18 protein-coding genes are annotated in these 17,468 nt (G+C 73.6%); 10 read left to right on the forward strand and 8 right to left on the reverse strand.

Translation table 11 applies throughout. The features are described from left to right. Positions 1-142: 142 nt before the first annotated feature. The 4 genes from ACIRST_RS02605 to ACIRST_RS02620 all read left to right on the forward strand — a co-directional run bounded on the left by ACIRST_RS02605 (position 143) and on the right by ACIRST_RS02620 (position 4,229). Complete coding sequence (locus tag ACIRST_RS02605; protein WP_402799397.1) at positions 143-736, forward strand: ArsR/SmtB family transcription factor; 594 nt, start codon at positions 143-145, stop codon at positions 734-736. After that, positions 733-2,022: an MFS transporter gene (locus ACIRST_RS02610; RefSeq protein ID WP_402799399.1), complete on the forward strand. Its 1,290-nt coding sequence runs from the start codon at positions 733-735 to the stop codon at positions 2,020-2,022. The genes ACIRST_RS02605 and ACIRST_RS02610 overlap by 4 nt, the downstream gene beginning before the upstream one ends. 69 nt (positions 2,023-2,091) lie before the next feature. Then, positions 2,092-3,090: an adenosine deaminase gene (locus ACIRST_RS02615; protein WP_350522086.1), complete on the forward strand. Its 999-nt coding sequence runs from the start codon at positions 2,092-2,094 to the stop codon at positions 3,088-3,090. A 56-nt stretch (positions 3,091-3,146) separates the two neighbouring features. Beyond that, positions 3,147-4,229, forward strand: a complete 1,083-nt coding sequence (locus tag ACIRST_RS02620; RefSeq protein WP_402799401.1) for a hypothetical protein — start codon at positions 3,147-3,149, stop codon at positions 4,227-4,229. Here ACIRST_RS02620 and ACIRST_RS02625 read toward each other — a convergent pair. The 5 genes from ACIRST_RS02625 to ACIRST_RS02645 form a co-directional block, all read right to left on the reverse strand. After that, the gene (locus ACIRST_RS02625) at positions 4,210-4,797 is read right to left on the reverse strand and encodes a dihydrofolate reductase family protein (protein WP_350522084.1); all 588 of its coding nucleotides are present in this window, start codon (positions 4,795-4,797) and stop codon (positions 4,210-4,212) included. The two genes, ACIRST_RS02620 and ACIRST_RS02625, sit on opposite strands and share 20 nt — an antisense overlap. 88 nt (positions 4,798-4,885) lie before the next feature. Then, complete coding sequence (locus tag ACIRST_RS02630) at positions 4,886-5,521, reverse strand: vitamin K epoxide reductase family protein (protein ID WP_350522083.1); 636 nt, start codon at positions 5,519-5,521, stop codon at positions 4,886-4,888. Continuing rightward, the gene (locus ACIRST_RS02635) at positions 5,518-6,312 is read right to left on the reverse strand and encodes a DsbA family protein (RefSeq protein ID WP_402799404.1); all 795 of its coding nucleotides are present in this window, start codon (positions 6,310-6,312) and stop codon (positions 5,518-5,520) included. Before ACIRST_RS02635 ends, ACIRST_RS02630 begins: the two co-directional genes overlap by 4 nt. A gap of 166 nt (positions 6,313-6,478) precedes the next feature. After that, positions 6,479-7,138: a hypothetical protein gene (locus tag ACIRST_RS02640; protein ID WP_402799406.1), complete on the reverse strand. Its 660-nt coding sequence runs from the start codon at positions 7,136-7,138 to the stop codon at positions 6,479-6,481. 98 nt (positions 7,139-7,236) lie between these two features. After that, the gene (locus tag ACIRST_RS02645; protein WP_350522080.1) at positions 7,237-7,698 is read right to left on the reverse strand and encodes an SRPBCC family protein; all 462 of its coding nucleotides are present in this window, start codon (positions 7,696-7,698) and stop codon (positions 7,237-7,239) included. Between the two features lie 181 nt (positions 7,699-7,879). Between ACIRST_RS02645 and ACIRST_RS02650 the strand changes: the two genes are divergently transcribed. Further along, entirely contained in the window at positions 7,880-8,749 is an 870-nt protein-coding gene (locus ACIRST_RS02650) for an Fpg/Nei family DNA glycosylase (protein WP_402799409.1), read from the forward strand. A gap of 136 nt (positions 8,750-8,885) precedes the next feature. Here ACIRST_RS02650 and ACIRST_RS02655 read toward each other — a convergent pair whose 3' ends face one another. Further along, positions 8,886-9,743, reverse strand: coding sequence for an SAM-dependent methyltransferase (locus ACIRST_RS02655; protein WP_402799411.1), 858 nt, complete (start codon positions 9,741-9,743; stop codon positions 8,886-8,888). A 221-nt stretch (positions 9,744-9,964) separates the two neighbouring features. Between ACIRST_RS02655 and ACIRST_RS02660 the strand changes: the two genes are divergently transcribed. From ACIRST_RS02660 to ACIRST_RS02680, 5 genes are all read left to right on the forward strand, one after another. Next, positions 9,965-10,849 carry a polysaccharide deacetylase family protein gene (locus ACIRST_RS02660; protein ID WP_350522077.1) on the forward strand — a complete coding sequence of 295 codons (885 nt, stop codon included), beginning with the start codon at positions 9,965-9,967 and terminating at the stop codon, positions 10,847-10,849. Between the two features lie 153 nt (positions 10,850-11,002). Continuing rightward, positions 11,003-11,338: a hypothetical protein gene (locus tag ACIRST_RS02665; protein WP_402799413.1), complete on the forward strand. Its 336-nt coding sequence runs from the start codon at positions 11,003-11,005 to the stop codon at positions 11,336-11,338. Positions 11,339-11,503: 165 nt separating this feature from the next. After that, positions 11,504-12,586, forward strand: a complete 1,083-nt coding sequence (locus ACIRST_RS02670; protein ID WP_402799416.1) for a methyltransferase domain-containing protein — start codon at positions 11,504-11,506, stop codon at positions 12,584-12,586. Positions 12,587-12,786: 200 nt separating this feature from the next. Continuing rightward, positions 12,787-13,659: a sulfurtransferase gene (locus tag ACIRST_RS02675; RefSeq protein ID WP_350522074.1), complete on the forward strand. Its 873-nt coding sequence runs from the start codon at positions 12,787-12,789 to the stop codon at positions 13,657-13,659. A gap of 268 nt (positions 13,660-13,927) precedes the next feature. Beyond that, complete coding sequence (locus ACIRST_RS02680) at positions 13,928-15,451, forward strand: M1 family metallopeptidase (RefSeq protein ID WP_350522073.1); 1,524 nt, start codon at positions 13,928-13,930, stop codon at positions 15,449-15,451. A 158-nt stretch (positions 15,452-15,609) separates the two neighbouring features. On the opposite strand, the gene ACIRST_RS02685 is transcribed toward ACIRST_RS02680, so the two are convergent. Then, positions 15,610-16,419: an aminoglycoside N(3)-acetyltransferase gene (locus ACIRST_RS02685; protein WP_402799420.1), complete on the reverse strand. Its 810-nt coding sequence runs from the start codon at positions 16,417-16,419 to the stop codon at positions 15,610-15,612. A gap of 279 nt (positions 16,420-16,698) precedes the next feature. After that, positions 16,699-17,085, reverse strand: a complete 387-nt coding sequence (locus ACIRST_RS02690) for a hypothetical protein (protein WP_402799422.1) — start codon at positions 17,083-17,085, stop codon at positions 16,699-16,701. Between the last annotated feature and the right edge of the window lie 383 nt (positions 17,086-17,468).

A 17,468-nucleotide genomic window follows, 5' to 3' on the forward strand; every position in this document is an offset into this window, starting at 1 on the left:
CGGCCCCCGGCCCCGCCCCGCGGCCGCCGCCGCCCCCGCCCCCCCCCCCCCCCCCCCCCCCCCCCGACCCGGGCCGGTCGGTTGAACAAGGGGAATTGTATAAGGAGTGTCGTACAAGAAGTCTTGTGGATATTCTCCCGGCATGACCGACACCACGGACGAACCACGCGGCGCCCGGGCGATCTCCGACTCCCGGGTGCTCGCCGCCCTCACCCACCCGCTGCGCCGCCGCCTGCTCGACCTGCTCAAGGTGGACGGCCCGGCCACGGTCGGGAAACTGGCCGAGCGCACCGGGCAGGCGGTCGGCAACGTCAGCCACCACCTGAAGGTGCTCGCCGAGAGCGGGCTGATCGAGGAGGCGGCCGAGCTCGCCCGGGACCGGCGCGAGCGCTGGTGGCGGCTCGTCGACCGTGAACTCAGCTGGACCAGGGCCGACTTCGACGGGGACCCGGTCACCGAGGCGGTCGCCGACGCGGCCGGCTCGATCCTCCTGGAACGCCAGGTCGAGCTGGTCCGCGAATGGTCGGCGCGGCGCGGCGGCTACCCGGCCGAATGGCGCGACGGCTGCTCGGTGGCCACCCAGAGCTGGCTGCGACTCACCCCGGAGGAGGCCCGGGACCTCGCGGCGGACCTGCACGCGGTGATCCAGAAGTGGGCGGACCGCCCGGTGCCCGAGGACGGCCGCGAGCGGGAGACCGTGCTCGCGTTCGCCCACAGCGTCCCGGCCAAGCCGTGAGCGCGGTCGCCGCCCCGCCGGAGCCCGCCGAAGTCCGGTCCCGCTGGGGGCTGTTCGCCCAGCGCGACTTCCGGCTGCTCTGGGCGGGCGAGACCGTCAGCCGGCTGGGCAGCAACATCACCTCCGTCGCGCTGCCGCTGGTCGCGGTGGTGGTGCTGGACGCCGGGCCGCTCGCGGCGGGCGTGCTGACCGCCGCCGTCTGGCTGCCCTGGCTGGTGCTCGGCCTGCCGGCCGGGGTCTGGGTCGGCCGGGTGCCCCGACGGGCCGTGATGATCTGCTGCAACCTGGTGTCCGCCGCGCTGTTCGCGAGCGTGCCGGTGGCGGGGCTGCTCGGGGTGCTCACCCTGGCGCAGCTGCTGGTGGTCGCCCTGCTCACCGGGGTCTCCTCGGTGTTCTTCGAGGCGGCCTTCGAGGCGTACCTGCCCGAACTGGTGGCCCCCGAGCACCTGATCGAGGGCAACGCGAAGCTTCAGGGCAGCGCCTCGGCCGCCGCCGTCGCCGGGCGCGGCCTGGCCGGCCTGACCGTCCAGGTGCTCGGTGCGACGACCGGGCTGCTCGCCGACGCCGTCAGCTTCCTGGTCGCGACCGTGACCCTGCTGCGGATCCGGACCGAGCCCCGCCCGGTCGCCACCGAACCCGGACCGGACGGGCTGCTGCGGCAGGCCCGGGAGGGCCTCGCCTTCCTGCTGCGCGACCCCTACCTGCGCTCCTTCACGCTGTACGGCGCCGCCGCCAACTTCGCGCTCACCGGCTACCAGTCGATCACCGCGCTGTTCCTGATCCGGGCGGCCGGGGTCGCCCCGGGCTGGGTCGGCGGGCTCGCCGCGGCCGGCGCGGTCGGCGGAGTGTTCGGCGCGCTGGCCGCCCGGCCGCTGTGTCGGCGCCTCGGCACCGCCCGCGCGGTGCGGATCGTGCTGCTCGCGCTGTCGCCCTTCGGCATGCTGATGGCCCTGGCCGGGCCCGGCCCCGGCATGGTGCTCTACCTGGTGGGAGCGCTCGTCGTGGTCACCGGGGTGGTGTTCTGCAACGTGGTGCTCAACAGCTTCCGGCAGTCCTACCTGCCGCCCGCGCTGCTCAGCCGGGTGGCCGCCACCTCGATGTGCGCCAACCACGCGACCATCCCGCTCGGGGCCCTGGCCGGCGGCGCACTGGGTGCGGCGATCGGGCTGCGGGCCACCATGTGGGTGATGACCGGCCTGCTGGCGCTGTGCGCGGTGCTGCCGCTGCTGTCGCCGCTGCGGACCGTCCGGGACTTGCCCGGCGGAGCGGCGGAACCGGTGCGCTGATCCCCAAGATCGTAGGATGAATCCTTGCCGTACCTTCGGGTTCCCCGCTACTGCTCGGACAGATCGCTGATGCCCCTTCCCAAGGCCGAACTCCACCTGCACATCGAAGGCACCCTGGAGCCGGAGCTCGCCTTCGAGCTCGCCGCCCGCAACGGCGTCGACCTGCCGTACGCCGACACCGAGGAGCTGCGCACCGCGTACTCCTTCAGCGACCTGCAGTCCTTCCTGGACCTGTACTACGCGCTGATGGCCGTGCTGCGCACCGAGGACGACTTCGCCGACCTGGCCGACGCCTACCTGGCGCGGGCCGCCGAGCAGGGCGTCCGGCACGCGGAGATCTTCTTCGACCCGCAGGCGCACACCGCGCGCGGGGTGCCGCTCGGCGTGGTGGTGGACGGTCTGACCCTGGCGCTGTCGCGCAGCGAGGAGCGGTACGGGATCAGCACCCAGCTGATCATGTGCTTCCTGCGGGACGAGTCCGCCGACTCCGCGCTGGACACCTTCGAGGCCGCCCGCCCGTACTTCGACCGGATCGCGGGCATCGGCCTGGACTCGGCCGAGGTCGGCAACCCGCCGGCGAAGTTCCGCGAGGTGTACCGCCGGGCCGCCGAGGCCGGACTGCGGCGCGTCGCCCACGCGGGCGAGGAGGGCCCGGCCTCGTACATCACCGAGGCCCTGGACGTCCTCGGCGTCGAGCGGATCGACCACGGGCTGCGGTGCCTGGAGGACGGCGAACTGGTCGCCCGACTGGTCCGCGAGCAGGTCCCGCTGACCCTCTGCCCGCTCTCCAACGTCCGCCTGCGCTGCATCGACACGCTCGCCGACCACCCGCTGCGCGAGATGCTGGAGGCCGGCCTGCTGGTCACCGTCAACTCCGACGACCCGGCGTACTTCGGCGGCTACGTCGAGGACAACTTCCGCGCCGTCCGCGAGGCCCTCGGCCTGGACCAGGAGACCCTGCGCCACCTGGCCGCCAACTCCTTCCACGCCTCCTTCCTCGACGACCGGCGGCGCGCCGAACTCCTCGCGGAGGTCGAGGACTTCACGTTCGGCCCGACGGAGGGCTGACAGCCGGATCGGCCGAACCACCCACCCGGACGGGCCGGCCTGGCTAGCCTGTCCGGGTGACCACCCCGCCATCGCAGCCCCCGGGCCAGCTGGGGCTGCTCGACCTCTCCGTCGACCTCTCCGTCCCGCAGGTGTACTCCGGCACGGACTTCACGGTCTACCTGCACATCAAGAACCCGTTCTCGGTGCCGGTGTGGATCGACAAGGTGGACATGAGCCTGCCGACCCAGCTGTTCTGGCGGAAGCCCGAACTGCGCGAGCCGCCGAAGGAACCGGTCCTTCCGGAGGCCGAGGCCGCACGGTTGACGGCGGCCGTCAAGGAGCGGCAGGCCCGGATCCGGCAGTTGGCGGAGGAGTCGGCCGAGGTCCCGCCGGAGAGCGTCGACCAGGTGTGGGGGATCCGCGACGAGATCGACCGGCTGCGAGAGGCGAACACCCGGGACCAGGCGCGCCTCGACGGCGCCGACGACCAGCTCAACCTCGACGTCTCCGGCGAATCGACGGTGAACCTGCACGGACGGGCCAGTCGGACCAATGTCTCGGTGAGCGGGCAGGCGCAGGTCACGCTGTTCGCCGACCGCCCGGCCGAGCGGGAACGCGTGCCGCTGATCGGCTCGCTGCCCGGCGGGGTCGCCTTGGAGCCGGAGTCGACCGACGTCTGGACCATCCGCCTCGGCACCCCCCGGAACCCGTTCTTCGTCCCCGCGAGCTACCGCCTGCAGCTCAACGTGGTCTACGGGCTCGCACCGGAGCAGACCGGGAGCCCGCTGCCCGGGACACCGGGATCCGAGCGCCGCAGGGTCTTCGCCAACACCACCGCGCTGACCGTCCCGCTCAAGGCGGCGCTGTGGAACGTGATGACCGGCGGGGTGGCAGGCGGCCTGGTCGGCAGCCTCGGCCGGTCGCTCCAGGAGGCGCAGAGCCTGAGCGCGCTCGCCCACCAGCCGCTGGGGACCACGCTCGGCTCGCTGGTGCTCGCGGTCATCCTGAGCGGGGCGGCGATCGTCTTCGCGGCGCGGAAGTCGGAGGCGCCGTCGTTCGTCACCGTCGAGGACTTCTGGGGCGGTGTGCTGGTGGGCTTCCTGATCGGCTACTCGGGCACGGCGGCGTTCACCGAGCTCACGGGGCTGCCGGCGTAGCGCCGCGCTCGCGGGCGTAGTGCAGCAGGGTGACGCCGTTGGTGAAGCGGTGGGTGTCCTTGAGGGTGAGCGGGGTGGGGTGGTCGGTCGGGCGGAAGAACAGGGTGCCGCGGCCCAGGACGACGGGGTGGACGTAGAGGCGGAACTCGTCGATCAGGTCCTGGGCGAGGAAGGACTCGGCCAGGTTGGCGCCGCTGAGGCAGAGGTCGCCGCCCGGGCCGGCGGTGAGGGCGGCGATCGACTCGGGGGTCACCTCGCGGACGATCGTGGTGTTCCAGTCGGCATGGTCGAGGGTGCGGGAGAAGACGACCTTCGGCATCGCGCGCCAGATGCCCGCGAACTCGACCATCGGCGCGTCGGCGGCCGGGTCCTGGTCGGCGGTCGGCCAGTACGAGGCCATCAGCTCGTGCGTCACCCGGCCGGACAGGAAAGCACCCATCCGGGCGAGTTCGCGGTTGAAGTGGGTGTGCACCTCGTCGTCCACGAAGTGCCAGTCGAGGTCGTGGTCCGGGCCCTCGAAGTAGCCGTCGACCGATACCGAGACGAAGAGGATGATCCTGCGTCGCATGGCGCCCCCACGGGGAGGAGTGGCCCGCCGCCCGCCCCGCCCGTCCCGCCCCGGGCGGGAACGGGAGGACGGCGGACGGGACCGGGGATCAGATCAGGGTGCTCCAGTAGTACCAGAACCGGTTGAGGACCAGCAGCGCGATCACCGCGTACCAGAGCGCCGGGACGACCCAGTGGTAGCGGGCCGCCTCGCGGACGACCACTCGCAGGCGCGGGCCGACCGGGATCACGCCCGAGCGCAGGTTGTGCAGCGTGGTGTACCAGAACAGCGGGATCACCGCGGCCCACACCACCATGCAGTACGGGCAGAGCGCGCCGATCCGGTAGAGCGCCTGGTACATCAGCCAGGTCACGAAGCCGATCCCGAAGACCGTCCCGGCCTGCAGGCCGAGCCAGAACCAGCGCCGGTACGTCGCCCCCGCGAGCAGCCCGGCGCCGACCGCGACCACGACCCCGAAGGCCACCAGCCCGATCAGCGAGTTGGGGAAGCCGAAGGCCTCGGCCTGCTCGCTGCGCATGATCGAGCCGCAGCTGATGATCGGATTGATGTTGCAGTTGGGGACGTAGGACGGGTCCTTCAGCAGCCGGATCTTGTCCAGGGTGAGGACCGCGGAGGCGAACAGGCCGACCGCGCCGCCGATCAGCAGCAGCCAGGCGAACGGGCGGCCGGCGCCGTACGTCGTCCGGGCGGCGGGAGCGGCGGCCGTGGCGGCGGGGGCGGTCACCCGGTCACCTGCTTGACCATCGCGGTGAACTGCTCGGGGGAGACGGCCTTGCCGTTGGTGAGGACGTCCAGCTTCCGGCCGTCCAGCTTGACGGTCGGGGTGCCGGTGACGTCGCTCTTGTTGAACTCCTCGTTGACCTTCGCCGCCCACGGTGCGTAGGTGCCGTCCTGGACGGCCTTCACGAAGGCGTCGGTCTTCAGCCCGGGCACCTGGCCGGCCAGGTCCAGGAGGTGGTTGACGTCGCCGAAGGCATCGCTGCGCTCGTCCGGCTGGTTGGCGTACAGCACGTCGTGGAACTGCTTGAACTTGTCCACGCCCTCGTTCAGCGCGGCGCCGGCGGCGGCCAGCGCGGTGCGCGAGCCCTTGCCGCCGAGGTTGCCGTCCAGGAACGTCGCCAGGTGGTACTCGACCTTGTACGTTCCGGCGTCGGCGAGCTGCTGGACGGTCTTGCCGGTGGTGGTCTCCAGCTGCTCGCAGTACGGGCAGCGGAAGTCCTCGTAGATCTCCAGGGTGTGCGGGGCGTCGGCCTTGCCGTAGGTGATCACCGTGCCGCCGTCGCCGGTCGCGTTGGCCGGGACGACCAGCGGCCCGTTGGCGGCGGCGTTCGAACCCGAGCCGGAGGAGCCGCCGACGGCGAAGGCCACGCCCGCCGCGAGGGCGAGCACGGCGGCGGAGGCGGCGCCGACCACCACCCGGCGGCGGACGCGGTCGGAGCGCTCGGCCTGGGCACGGGCGGTGCGCATGCGCTCGGTGGCGGAGGTCTTCTGGTCGGTCTTGCGGCTGTTGCTCATGGGGTGTCGTCCTGTGCTCTCGGGCGTGCGGAGGTGCGGGCGCGGCCGGTCGTGGGGCCTGCGCGGGGAGAGACGGCCGGGTGAGCGGGGGCGCGCCGGTCGAGCGGGGGGCTCGGGCGGGCGGAGGGCCCGCGGCGGGCGGGAGGTCCGGGTCGGGCGAACGGGCTCAGACGGCCGGGGCGAACACCGGCGGACCGCGCCGGACGGCCGGACGGACGACGACGTCCTCGGCGGGGACCAGCGGGCGGCTGGCCGGGGGGAACGGCACCCGCGCCACCGGACGGGCCGGGACGGGCGCGGAGAGCAGCAGCAGCCAGCGGGCGGCGGCCGGCAGGTGCCGGTGCAGGAACTCGCCCAGCATCCGGACCGTCCGGGCGAGGCCCGCCAGCGCGGCGTCCGCGCGGCGCAGCCAGTAGGCGCCCGCCAGCGCGATCACCGTGTGCAGCAGCAGGAGCAGCAGCACGCCGGTCTGCTGGGAGACGCCGTGGCCGAGCAGGAAGCCCCCCAGCGAACCGCCGCCGCACAGCAGCGGCTGCAGGCCGTGCCCGGAGCCGGGCGGCAGGGAGGGACAGGTGGTCTGGGCGACGTCGAACAGTGCGCCGGCGCCCAGTTCCAGCGGCAGGAACACCGCGGCGACCGCCGGGTAGCCGCGCTCGCGGCCGGCCAGGGTGAGGGCCACCGCGAAGACGGCGACCGAGGCGAGGAGCAAGGGTCCGACCGGCAGCGCGCGGCCGGTGACGAGCACCTGGCCGAGCCCGGCGAGCAGCACGACCAGCGCGGCGAAGACCGCCGCGCGGAGCGTTCTGGTGACCGGGCCGATGTCCATGGGACCCGAGTCTGCCACAGCTCGACAGCGGAACGGCCGGGTCGGCCGGGTCCTGTGAAGAGCCTCACCACCCGCGCTGAGCTGGGCTTATGTGCTTCTTATGACTCCTGCGGCGGGTCATCGACGGCGCTCATCCGGTCCTCGACCAGCTCCCGGAAGTGCTCCAGGTCCTCGCGGACCGTCCGCTCGATCGCCCCGGCCTGGGCGAAGCCGCGCGGTCCGCCGAACGCCCGGTGCACCGCCTCCGGGTCGTACTCCACCCGGATCTGCACCCGGGTGTGCCGGGCGTCGAGCGGCAGCAGGGCGAACGCGCCGCTGAGCCGGACCGGCTCCAGCGTCCGCCAGGCCATCACCCGGCCCCGGCCGCGGTCGGTGATCTCGGTGTCGACCGCGTGCTCGGCCCCGCCGACCTCCACCCCGAGGTGGGCGAGGTTGCGTCCGTGCGGATGGGCGCTGCGGACGCCGTCGACGAACCGCGGGTACTCGTGCACCCGGTGCAGCTGCTCCCAGGCGGCGAGCACGGGGGCGGCGATGTCGATCTGTTCCTCAAGGGTGCTCATGGTGGCGGGGCACCTCCCTCCGTTCCAGCCTGCGCTTCGCGGTGGGGGCGGGCAATGGGTGGGGGAAAGGGACGGGAGGGTGGTGGCGGGAGACGGAGGGGCGGGTGGGGACGGGCGGCCAGGGGCGATCGGCGGACGGGCAGGGCGCGCGGCGGGCGGCGGGGTGCGGGAGACTGGGCGCATGCCGGAGCTGCCCGAGGTCGAGGCGCTGACCGCCTTCCTGTCCGAGCGGCTGACCGGGCGGGTGATCGCCCGGGTGCAGCCGGTGGCGATCAGCGCGCTGAAGACGTACGACCCGCCGGTGACGGCGTTGGAGGGGCGGACGGTCGGCCCGGTGACCCGGCACGGCAAGTTCCTGGACATCGAGGCCGGCGGGCTGCACCTGGTGGTCCACCTGGCCCGGGCCGGCTGGCTGCGCTGGAAGGACAGCCTGCCCGCCGAGCCGCCGCGGCCGAGCCCGAAGAACCCGCTGGCGCTGCGGCTGCGCCTGGAGGGCGAGGCCGGGGACGGCTTCGACCTGACCGAGGCCGGCACGAAGAAGGGCCTCGCCGTCTACGTGGTGAAGGACCCGGCCGAGGTGCCGGGCGTGGCCAGGCTCGGTCCGGACCCGTTGGACCCGGACTTCACCCTGGACGCCTTCGCCGCACTGCTGCGGGCCGACCGGCGCCGGATCAAGGGCGTGCTGCGGGACCAGACCGTGCTGGCGGGGGTGGGCAACGCCTACTCGGACGAGGTGCTGCACGCGGCGCGGATGTCGCCGTACAAACTGGCGTCCGGCCTGGACGAGGAGGAGACGGCGCGGCTGTACGAGGCGCTCGGCGGCACGCTGCGCGAGGCGGTGGAGTGCTCGCACGGGCTGGCGGCGGGGGAGCTGAAGGCGGAGAAGAAGCTGGGTCTGCGGGTGCACGGCCGGACCGGCCTGCCCTGCCCGGTCTGCGGGGACACCGTGCGGGAGGTGTCCTTCGCGGACTCCTCGCTGCAGTACTGCCCGACCTGCCAGACCGGGGGCAAGCCGCTGGCGGACCGGCGGATGTCGCGGCTGCTCAAGTGAGCCCGGCCGGGGCGGGACGGCACGGGGCGGGCCGGCACGGGGCGGGTCGGTCGGGGTGGGTCGGCACGGGGTGGACCGATCGGGTCGGCCGGTCGGCCGGGCGGGACGGCACGGGGCCGTCCCGCCCGCCGCCGGTTCAGCGCTTGATGGCGACGCCGCCCCAGTAGTACGCGGCCTTCGGGTCGGCCGGCGGCTCGCCGTCGGGTCGCCAGCCCAGGACCGGGGCGACGCCCGGCTCGACCAGCTCCCAGCCGTCGAAGAAGCGGACCACGTCGTCGTAGGTGCGCGGCACCAGGGTCATCCCGCCGGCCCGGGCGGCCTCGGCGACCTTGCCGACGGCCTCCGGGTCGAAGTCCTGGGTGGGGGTGGTGAGGGCGAGGCAGCTGCCGACGGGCAGGGAGTCGCGCAGGGCGGCGACCCGGCCCCACGGGTCGTCCTCGTCGGCGATCAGCATCAGCACGGCGATCATCAGCAGGCCGACCGGCTTGTCGAGGTCCAGGGTGGAGGTGAGCGCCGGGTCGGCGAACAGTTCCTCGGGCTTGCGCAGGTCGGCGTGGATGTAGGTGGTGCGGCTGGCCGGGCTGGAGACCATCAGCGCGCGGGCGTGGGCGAGCACGATCGGGTCGTTGTCGACGTAGACCACCCGGGTGCCGGGGCTGACGGACTCGGCGATCTCGTGGGTGTTGGGCGAGGTGGGGATGCCGGTGCCGAGGTCGAGGAACTGGCGGATGCCGTGGTCCTGCGCCAGGTGGCGGACGGCCCGGCCCTGGAAGGCGCGGTTGGCCTTGGCCATCTCCTTGACGCTCGGCACGGCCTCCTCGATGGCCTGCCCCATGGCGCGGTCCGGCGGGAAGTTGGTCTTGCCGCCCAGCCAGTAGTCGTAGACGCGGGCCGAGTGCGGAGTGGTGGTGTCGACGCCGAAACGTTCCCACTGGCTCGGCTCGGCGGCGTCGTCCTGCGGACCCTGCTGGGGGAAGTCCTGACTTGTCGTCATGGCCACGTCCTCTGATGGCAGATCATCACACTGGAGAAGGCTCAGCGTAGCGGTCCGGTCGGGAGGCCGGGCGCCCGGCCGGGAAGGCCGGCGGGGGAGACCGGGGGATCGGGAGCGGGGCGGGGTGCGCGCCCGGTCGCCGTTGAGCCGTGCGAGTGGTGATCGGGTCCGTAGGAGTTGCCTCCGGGGAGCGACGGTGCCACTCGGGGGATGCATTCAGAATGCTGTCAGATCGTCAGATTACTTCGCGAAGATTGCTGCTGGTCGCGGCCGGGATGTCCCTGCTGGGGACGGCCGCCGGCTGCCGGGCCCCCTGGAGCAGCGAGGAGGTCGCGGCCGAGGCGGGCGTGGACGAGACCGCCCTGCCGGTGATGCCGGCCGGGTCCGCCGGGGCGCCCGGCGCTGCCGCGGCCGCCTCCGCCCCGGCGGCGCCCTCGGCCGCGGCCTCCGCCTCCCCCTCGGCCACCGCCGCGCCGGGCGTGGTGCCGGTGCGCAAGGTGCTCACCGAGGCCGAGACCAAGCCGGTGTACGAGCTGGACGCGGCGCGGAAGGTGGTGGCGCTCACCATCGACGACGGGCCGGACCCCCGGCACACGCCCACCGTGCTGGCGCTGCTCCAGCAGTACGGGATCCGGGCGACCTTCTTCCTGATCGGTGAGAACGCGACCGAGCACCCGGCGCTGGTGCGGGAGATCTCGGACCACGGCCACCACATCGCCAACCACACCTGGACCCACCCGGACCTGCGGAGCCTGTCCGCCACCAAGGTGCGGGACGAACTGGTGCGCACCTCCGACCTGCTGCACACGACCACCGGCCGACAGCCCACCTGGTTCCGCGCGCCGGGCGGGGACTGGTCCACGGAGTCGCTCAAGGTGGCCGCGGAGCTAGGGATGCGGAACATGGCCTGGTCGGTGGATCCGCGGGACTGGTCCCGCCCGGGCACCTCGGCGATCATCGACACCGTCCTCAAGGACGTCCGGCCGGGGTCGATCGTGCTCAACCACGACGGCGGCGGCGACCGCTCGCAGACGCTGGCGGCGCTGAAGGCGTACCTGCCGGTGCTCGTGGACTCGGGGTACTTCTTCACGGCTCCGCCGAACTGAGGGCACTCCCATGGGCGGCGGGTAGCGGCTATTCCCTCGAAACCACTCGAATGGGTGGATTGGAAGAACCGTTTCTGCGGATTTTGGGCCTCTAGGGTGATCTCGCACCGATTAACCGGGTACCGCCGCGTACCACCTGAAAGGCCCTCACCCATGCGTCTCCGCAACACCGTTCTCGCCGTCGCCAGCGCCGTCGCCCTCGTCTGCGCCGTCCCCACCTCGGCCAACGCCGCCGTCGGCGACTTCCTCTACAAGGTCGGCGTTCCCCCGGTCGGTGTCCCGGCCGGGCTGGCCGACCCGGAGAGCGGCAAGTGCATCAACCTGTTCGGCGCCACCGAGCTCGACCCGGCCTTCGCACCGGAGAACCTCACCAGGTCCACGGCCACGGTCTTCCTCGACTTCGACTGCAACGGTGACACCTTCTACGTGATGAACCCCGGCAAGCGGCTCGGTGACCGGCTGAAGCTGCGCTCGGTCGTCTTCTCCTGAGGCCGACGGCACGGACGACCTGCGGGGCGGCCCCGGTGACCGGTTGTGACCGGTCGTCGGGGCCGCCCTTCTGCCGTCCGGGTCGCCTTCTGTTGGGGCGCTCACGGCGGCGGCGTAGCGTGAGGACGGGAGGGTTTCGCTGGTCCCGCCGACGGAGGAGGAACGATGTCCGTACGGGAACTGGACGCGGAGAAGCAGGAGGCCTTCGCCGGGCGCGTGGTGGACGTCCTGAACGACGCCTGCCTGGGGCTGATGACCAGCCTCGGACACCAGACCGGGCTCTTCGACGTGATGGCGGGTCTCGCCCCGTCCACCAGCGAGGAGGTCGCGCGGGCCGCCGGGATGAACGAGCGCTACGTCCGCGAATGGCTGGGCGGCATGGTCGTCGCCGGCTTCGTCGAGTACGACCCGGAGCGGCGCACCTACGCGCTGCCGCCCGAGCACGCGGCCTCGCTGACCCGGGCGGCCGGGTCGGACAACCTGGCGGCCATGATGCCGTTCCTGGCGATGATGGGCGAGGTCGAGCAGGAGCTGCTCGGCCACTTCCGCAGCGGCGGCGGGATGCCGTACTCGGCCTACCCGCGCTTCCAGCAGCTCCAGGCCGAGGAGAGCGCCCGGGTGTACGACCTGGCGCTGGTGGACGCGATCGTGCCGCTGGTGCCCGGACTGGCCGAGCGGCTGCGGACCGGGATCGACGTGCTGGACGTCGGCACCGGGGAGGGGCACGCCGTCACGGTGCTGGCGAAGGCCTTCCCGGCCAGCCGGGTGACCGGGATCGACATCGCCGAGAACGGCATCGCCGCCGCCCGCGCCTCGGCGGCCGAACTCGGGCTGGACAACGCCCGGTTCGAGGTGGCGGACTCGGCCGAGATCGGCGGATCGTACGACCTGGTCATGGCGTTCGACGTGATCCACGACCTCGCCCGGCCGACCGGCACGCTCGCCGCCATCGCCGGTGCGCTGCGGCCCGACGGGGTCTTCCTGATGGGCGACGTCGCCGCCAGCAGCCGACTGGAGGAGAACGTCGAACACCCGCTGGCCCCCGCGCTCTACACCTTCTCGACCTTCTACTGCATGACGGTCTCGCTCGGCGAGGGCGGGGAGGGGCTCGGGACGGTGTGGGGCGAGCAGACCGCCCGGCGGATGCTGGCCGAGGCCGGGTTCGGGTCGGTCGAGGTGGAACGGGTCGAGGGGGACATCCTGAACCTGTACTACGTGGCCCGGCCGGACGGCGCGGCGAAGGGCTGAGCGGCGGGGCGGGTCGCCGGTGCGGGGTGCGAGGCCCGCGGGGCGGGGCCCGGCCGGGGCGGCGGCCGGCAGGGGTGGCCGGGGCCGGGCGGTCGGCGTACGTTCGAACTGTCCGGTCCGGTCGCCGGTGCCCGACGCGCGCGGCCGAGCGCGCGTTCACGGCGACGCGGCACGCCCACGGCAGGCAAGGAGGGCCCGGGATGACCGGCAACGGTTACGCACACCCCGAGGCACTGGTCCACACCGAGTGGCTGGCCCACCACCTGGACGACGGGACGATCCGGGTCGTCGAGGTGGACGAGGACACCACCGCGTACGACCGGGACCACATCCCCGGCGCGGTCGGGTGGAACTGGACCACCGACCTGCACAGCAAGGTCGGCCGCGACTACGCCGACCGCGACGGCGTCCAGCACCTGCTGCGGGCAGCCGGGGTCGAGGACGACACCACCGTGGTGCTGTACGGCGGCAACAACAACTGGTTCGCCGCGTACGCCTACTGGCTGCTGCGGCTGCGCGGCTTCGGGCCGGTGCGGCTGCTGGACGGCGGGCGCAAGAAGTGGGAGCTGGAGGGCCGCGAGCTGACCCGCGAGGTGATGGACTACCAGCACACCGGCTACCGGCTGACCGGGCCCGAGCGGCCGGAGCTGCGGGCGCTGCGGGACGAGGTGCTGGCCAAGGCCGAGGTGTTCGCCAAGCCCGGGGCGGACGCCGTCCTGGTGGACGTCCGCTCGCCGGCCGAGTTCCGCGGCGAGCTGATCGCGCCGCCGCACCTGCCGCAGGAGCAGGCGCAGGTGCCGGGGCACATCCCGGGCGCGATCAACATCCCCTGGTCGCAGGCGGCCAACGACGACGGGTCGTTCCGGTCGGCGGAGGAGCTGCGCGCGCTGTACGCGGGCAAGGGCGTGGAGACGGAGCGCGAGGTGATCGCGTACTGCCGGATCGGGGAGCGGTCCGCGCACACCTGGTTCGCGCTCACCGAGCTGCTCGGGTACCCGCACGTGAAGAACTACGACGGCTCCTGGACGGAGTACGGCTCGCTGGTGCGGGCGCCGGTGACGCTCGGGGCCTGAGCGGCGGGTGACGGCCTGCGGGGCGGGCGGGGGCGGGGGCCGGTGCGGGGCGTGGGCGGGGGCCGGTGCGGGGCGGGGGGTGCCGACGGGGGTGAAGGTGCCGATGGGGTGAGGTGACGGCGTCGCGGCATTGCTGCGACGGTGTCATTTCGGCGCGTTTCTTTTCATGAACATCTCACGATCCGGGAGTGGAGCGGGGACTGCCGGGACATGGATCGATCCGACCCAACGTTCGATCCCATCGTTCCGGTGATCCCTGGAGGACCACGTGCGCAAGAGGCTGATCGTCTCTGCTGCCAGCGCCCTGAGCCTGTTCCTGGCCGTCCCCGCCTCGGCATCCGACTTCCAACCCGGCGCGGCCGGGGCGGGCGACCCCTACTACCCGACCTACGGCAACGGCGGATACCGCGTCTCGCACTACGACATCCGGCTGAAGTACCAGCCCGCCACCGACGAACTCGAAGGCACCACCACCATCCTGGCCACCGCCACCCAGGACCTCTCCCGGTTCAACCTCGACTTCGCGCTGAACGTCTCCGAGGTCCGGGTCAACGGGCGGCCCGCGGCGTTCACCACCAGCGGCGAGCAGGAGCTGGAGGTCACGCCCGCCCGGCCGCTCGCCAAGGGCAGCCAGGCCACCGTGGTGGTCCGCTACAAGGGCGTGCCGTCCACCGTGAAGAAGTACGGCTTCACCGCCTGGCTGCGCACCCCGGACGGCGCGGTGGCGGCCGGCGAGCCGGAATCGGCCTGGTGGTGGTTCCCGAGCAACGACCACCCGAGCGACAAGGCCACCTTCGACGTCTCCGTGCTGGTGCCCGACGGCAACCAGGTGATCAGCAACGGCACCCTGACCGGCACCTCCTCCTCGGCGGGGTGGACCCGCTACAGCTGGCGCGAGACCAAGCCCCAGGCGACGTATCTGGCCACCCTCGCGGTCGGCAAGTTCGACGTCACGACCGACACCACGCCGAGCGGGCTGCCGGTCTACAACGCGTACAGCAAGGACCTCGGTGACAACGCGGACGCGGCCAGGGCCAGCGTGGAGCGCACCGGCGAGCTGGTCGACTGGCTGAGCGGCTACTTCGGCGACTACCCGTTCAGCTCGGTCGGCGGCTACGTCCCCAACGTCCCGACCGGCTTCGCGCTGGAGACCCAGACCCGGGTCTTCTACAGCCCCCGGCAGTTCGCGCGCGGCGCCAACACCTCGGTGGTCGTCCACGAGCTGGCCCACCAGTGGTACGGCGACAGCGTCTCGCTCTCGCGCTGGAGCGACATCTGGCTGAACGAGGGCTTCGCCCGGTACTCGCAGTTCCTCTGGTCCGAGCACGAGAACGAGGGCACCGCGCAGGAGCTCGCCGACTACGTGTACGCCTCGCACCCGGCCGACGACCCGTTCTGGAAGGTCAAGCCGGGCGACCCGGGCCCCGACGACCAGTTCTCCGGCGCCGTGTACGACCGGGGCGCGGTGGCCATCCAGGCGCTGCGCAACGCCGTCGGGGACGAGAAGTTCTTCCGGATCCTCAAGGGCTGGCCCACCGAGCGCCGCTACGGCAACGCCACCATCCCGGAGTTCCAGGCGTACGCGGAGAAGATCTCCGGGACGGATCTCGGCGACCTCTTCCGGACCTGGCTGTTCACCGCCGCGAAGCCCGCGACCGGGCCCGTTCCGCCGGCCGCCGCGGCCGCCTCGCTGGCGCCGGGCGCGGGCAGGGCGGACGGGCAGCTGCCGGCGGAGCCGAAGTCCTGGAAGAAGATCCAGGAGACCAACTCCCTGCACGACGCCGGGCACTGACGCCGGGTACTGGCGCCGGGTACTGGCGCCGGGCACTGGCGCCCTGCACTGGTGCCATGCACCGGCGCCCGGCCGTGCGACGGAACGGGACGAGGTGCGGTGACGTGAGGTGACGGGCGTGGCCCGGGCGGCCGTTCGCACGTGAACGGGCGGCCGGGCTACGCCGCTCCGGAGCCGTCCGCCGCCAGCAGCTCGGTGAGGCGGCGGACGGCGAAGGGTATGAGGCCCCGGACCGGGACCAGCCGACAGGGCGCCGCGCCGACCAGCACCTCGCGGATGCCCGCCTGCTCCTCGAACTCCCGCCCCACGACCGGGAAGTGGGTGTCGTTGTCGTCCCCCACGTCCGGCGCCTCGATCCAGACCCGCTCGCCCTGGACCGCCATCGGGAAACGGCGGAGCTTGAGCCGGCGGTTGGGCGCGAACGTCTCGGCGTAGTGCAGGAAGGTGTTGCGGTTGTGCCCGACACCCACCAGCAGCACATGGCCGCCGAGGTCGTGCAGCGCGCCGAACGGCGACTCCCGGCCGACGGCGAAGCCCAGCGAGCGGCGGCCGGTGACCTCGCGGGCGTGCGCCCCGACGGCGGCGACCGAGACCTGCGGGTGCGTGCTGCGCAGGCTCTCCGGCAGGGCGCGCAGGGCCTCCGCCACCGCGCCCGTACCGGAGGGGAGATCGGGCCGGAACAGCGGGACGGCGGCGCGCAGTTCGGCCGTCGCGGCGGTGGGCGCCCCGGTGTGCCCGGGGACCGGGTCGCAGACCGTCCCGGTGGTGAAGGTGGGCGCCGCGACCGTGCCGGACGGTCCGACCGCCTCGCGCAGGGCGGCCACCACGGCCGCCGCGCCGCCCTCGACCCGGCCGAGGCTGGAGAGCGAGGAGTGCACGATCAGCGCCATGCCCTCGCGGACGCCCACCCGGCGCCAGCCCCCCACGAGGTCGGCGGTGGTGAGCGGGGTGGTGCCCGGTGTGGTCATGGTGCCCCCTGGTGAAGCCGGAGTCGGTGCTGATCGAGGTGCCGATCGGTGTGGCGTGGTGCGGAGACTGCTGCGGACCGGGTGCGGCCCGGTGTGGCGTGGTGCGGCGCCCGGAGCGAACGCCGGTGCGCGGACGGTGTCGTGGTGGTGCGATCGTTCGGGGTCGACCATAACCGGTGCCACTGACAACCGGTCAGGACGGGGGTGCCCTGCGTCAGTTCACCGAGGGCTACGGTGTTCGAGCGGGCGACGTCGCGTCGGCGGGGCCCGTGGCGGGGGTCAGCGGCGGTCCGCCTCGGCGAGGGCCCGGGCCTCCTGCTCGGGGGTGAAGCCGTGGCCGAGCGGCGGTTCGCCGCGGTCGCGGTCCCAGGCGAGCACGTCGGCGACGGTGACGGCGAGCGGGGTCGCGGGCAGCCCGGCGGCGCGGGCCCGGGCCGGGTCGCGCTGCTGGCCGGGCCAGAGCGGCTCGGCCCGGACCAGCGGGAAGAACGGCCGGGGAGCGGTCTCCGGCGGCACCGGGACGACGTCCACCTCGGTGCCCGCGACCTCGGCGCAGGTGGCGATCAGCCCGCCCAGGGTGGTCGGTTCGGCCGGGCCCACGGCGTGGAAGGCGCCCGGCCGGTCGTCCTGGAGCAGCCGGAGCACCAGCCGGGCGAGGTCGCGCACGTCGACCAGCTGGACCGGCTGCTCCGGGCGGCCGGGCAGCGCGATCCGCCCGCCGCGCGCAGCCCGGCGCGCCCAGTAGGTGAGTCCGCGGTGCTCGTCGTGGGGGGGGGGGGGGGGGGGGGGGGGGGGGGGGGGGCGGCGGGGGGGGGCGGGGGGGGGGGGGGGGGGGGGGGGGGGGGGCGGCGGCGGGGCGCCCGCCCCCCCCCCCCCCCCCCCCCCCCCCCCCCCCCGACGGTCGCCCGGTCGCCGTAGCGGGCGGTGACGTGCTCCTCGCAGGCGACCTTGAGCCGGCCGTAGGTCTCCTGGGTGAGGTGCTCGGCGTCGAGCAGCGGGGCCCGGAGCGGTGCCGACTCGTCCGAGCCGGGGGCGAGGCCGTCGCCCCG

The sequence above is a fragment of the Kitasatospora sp. NPDC101447 genome, from assembly GCF_044767225.1.
In the GTDB taxonomy this organism is placed as follows: domain Bacteria; phylum Actinomycetota; class Actinomycetes; order Streptomycetales; family Streptomycetaceae; genus Kitasatospora.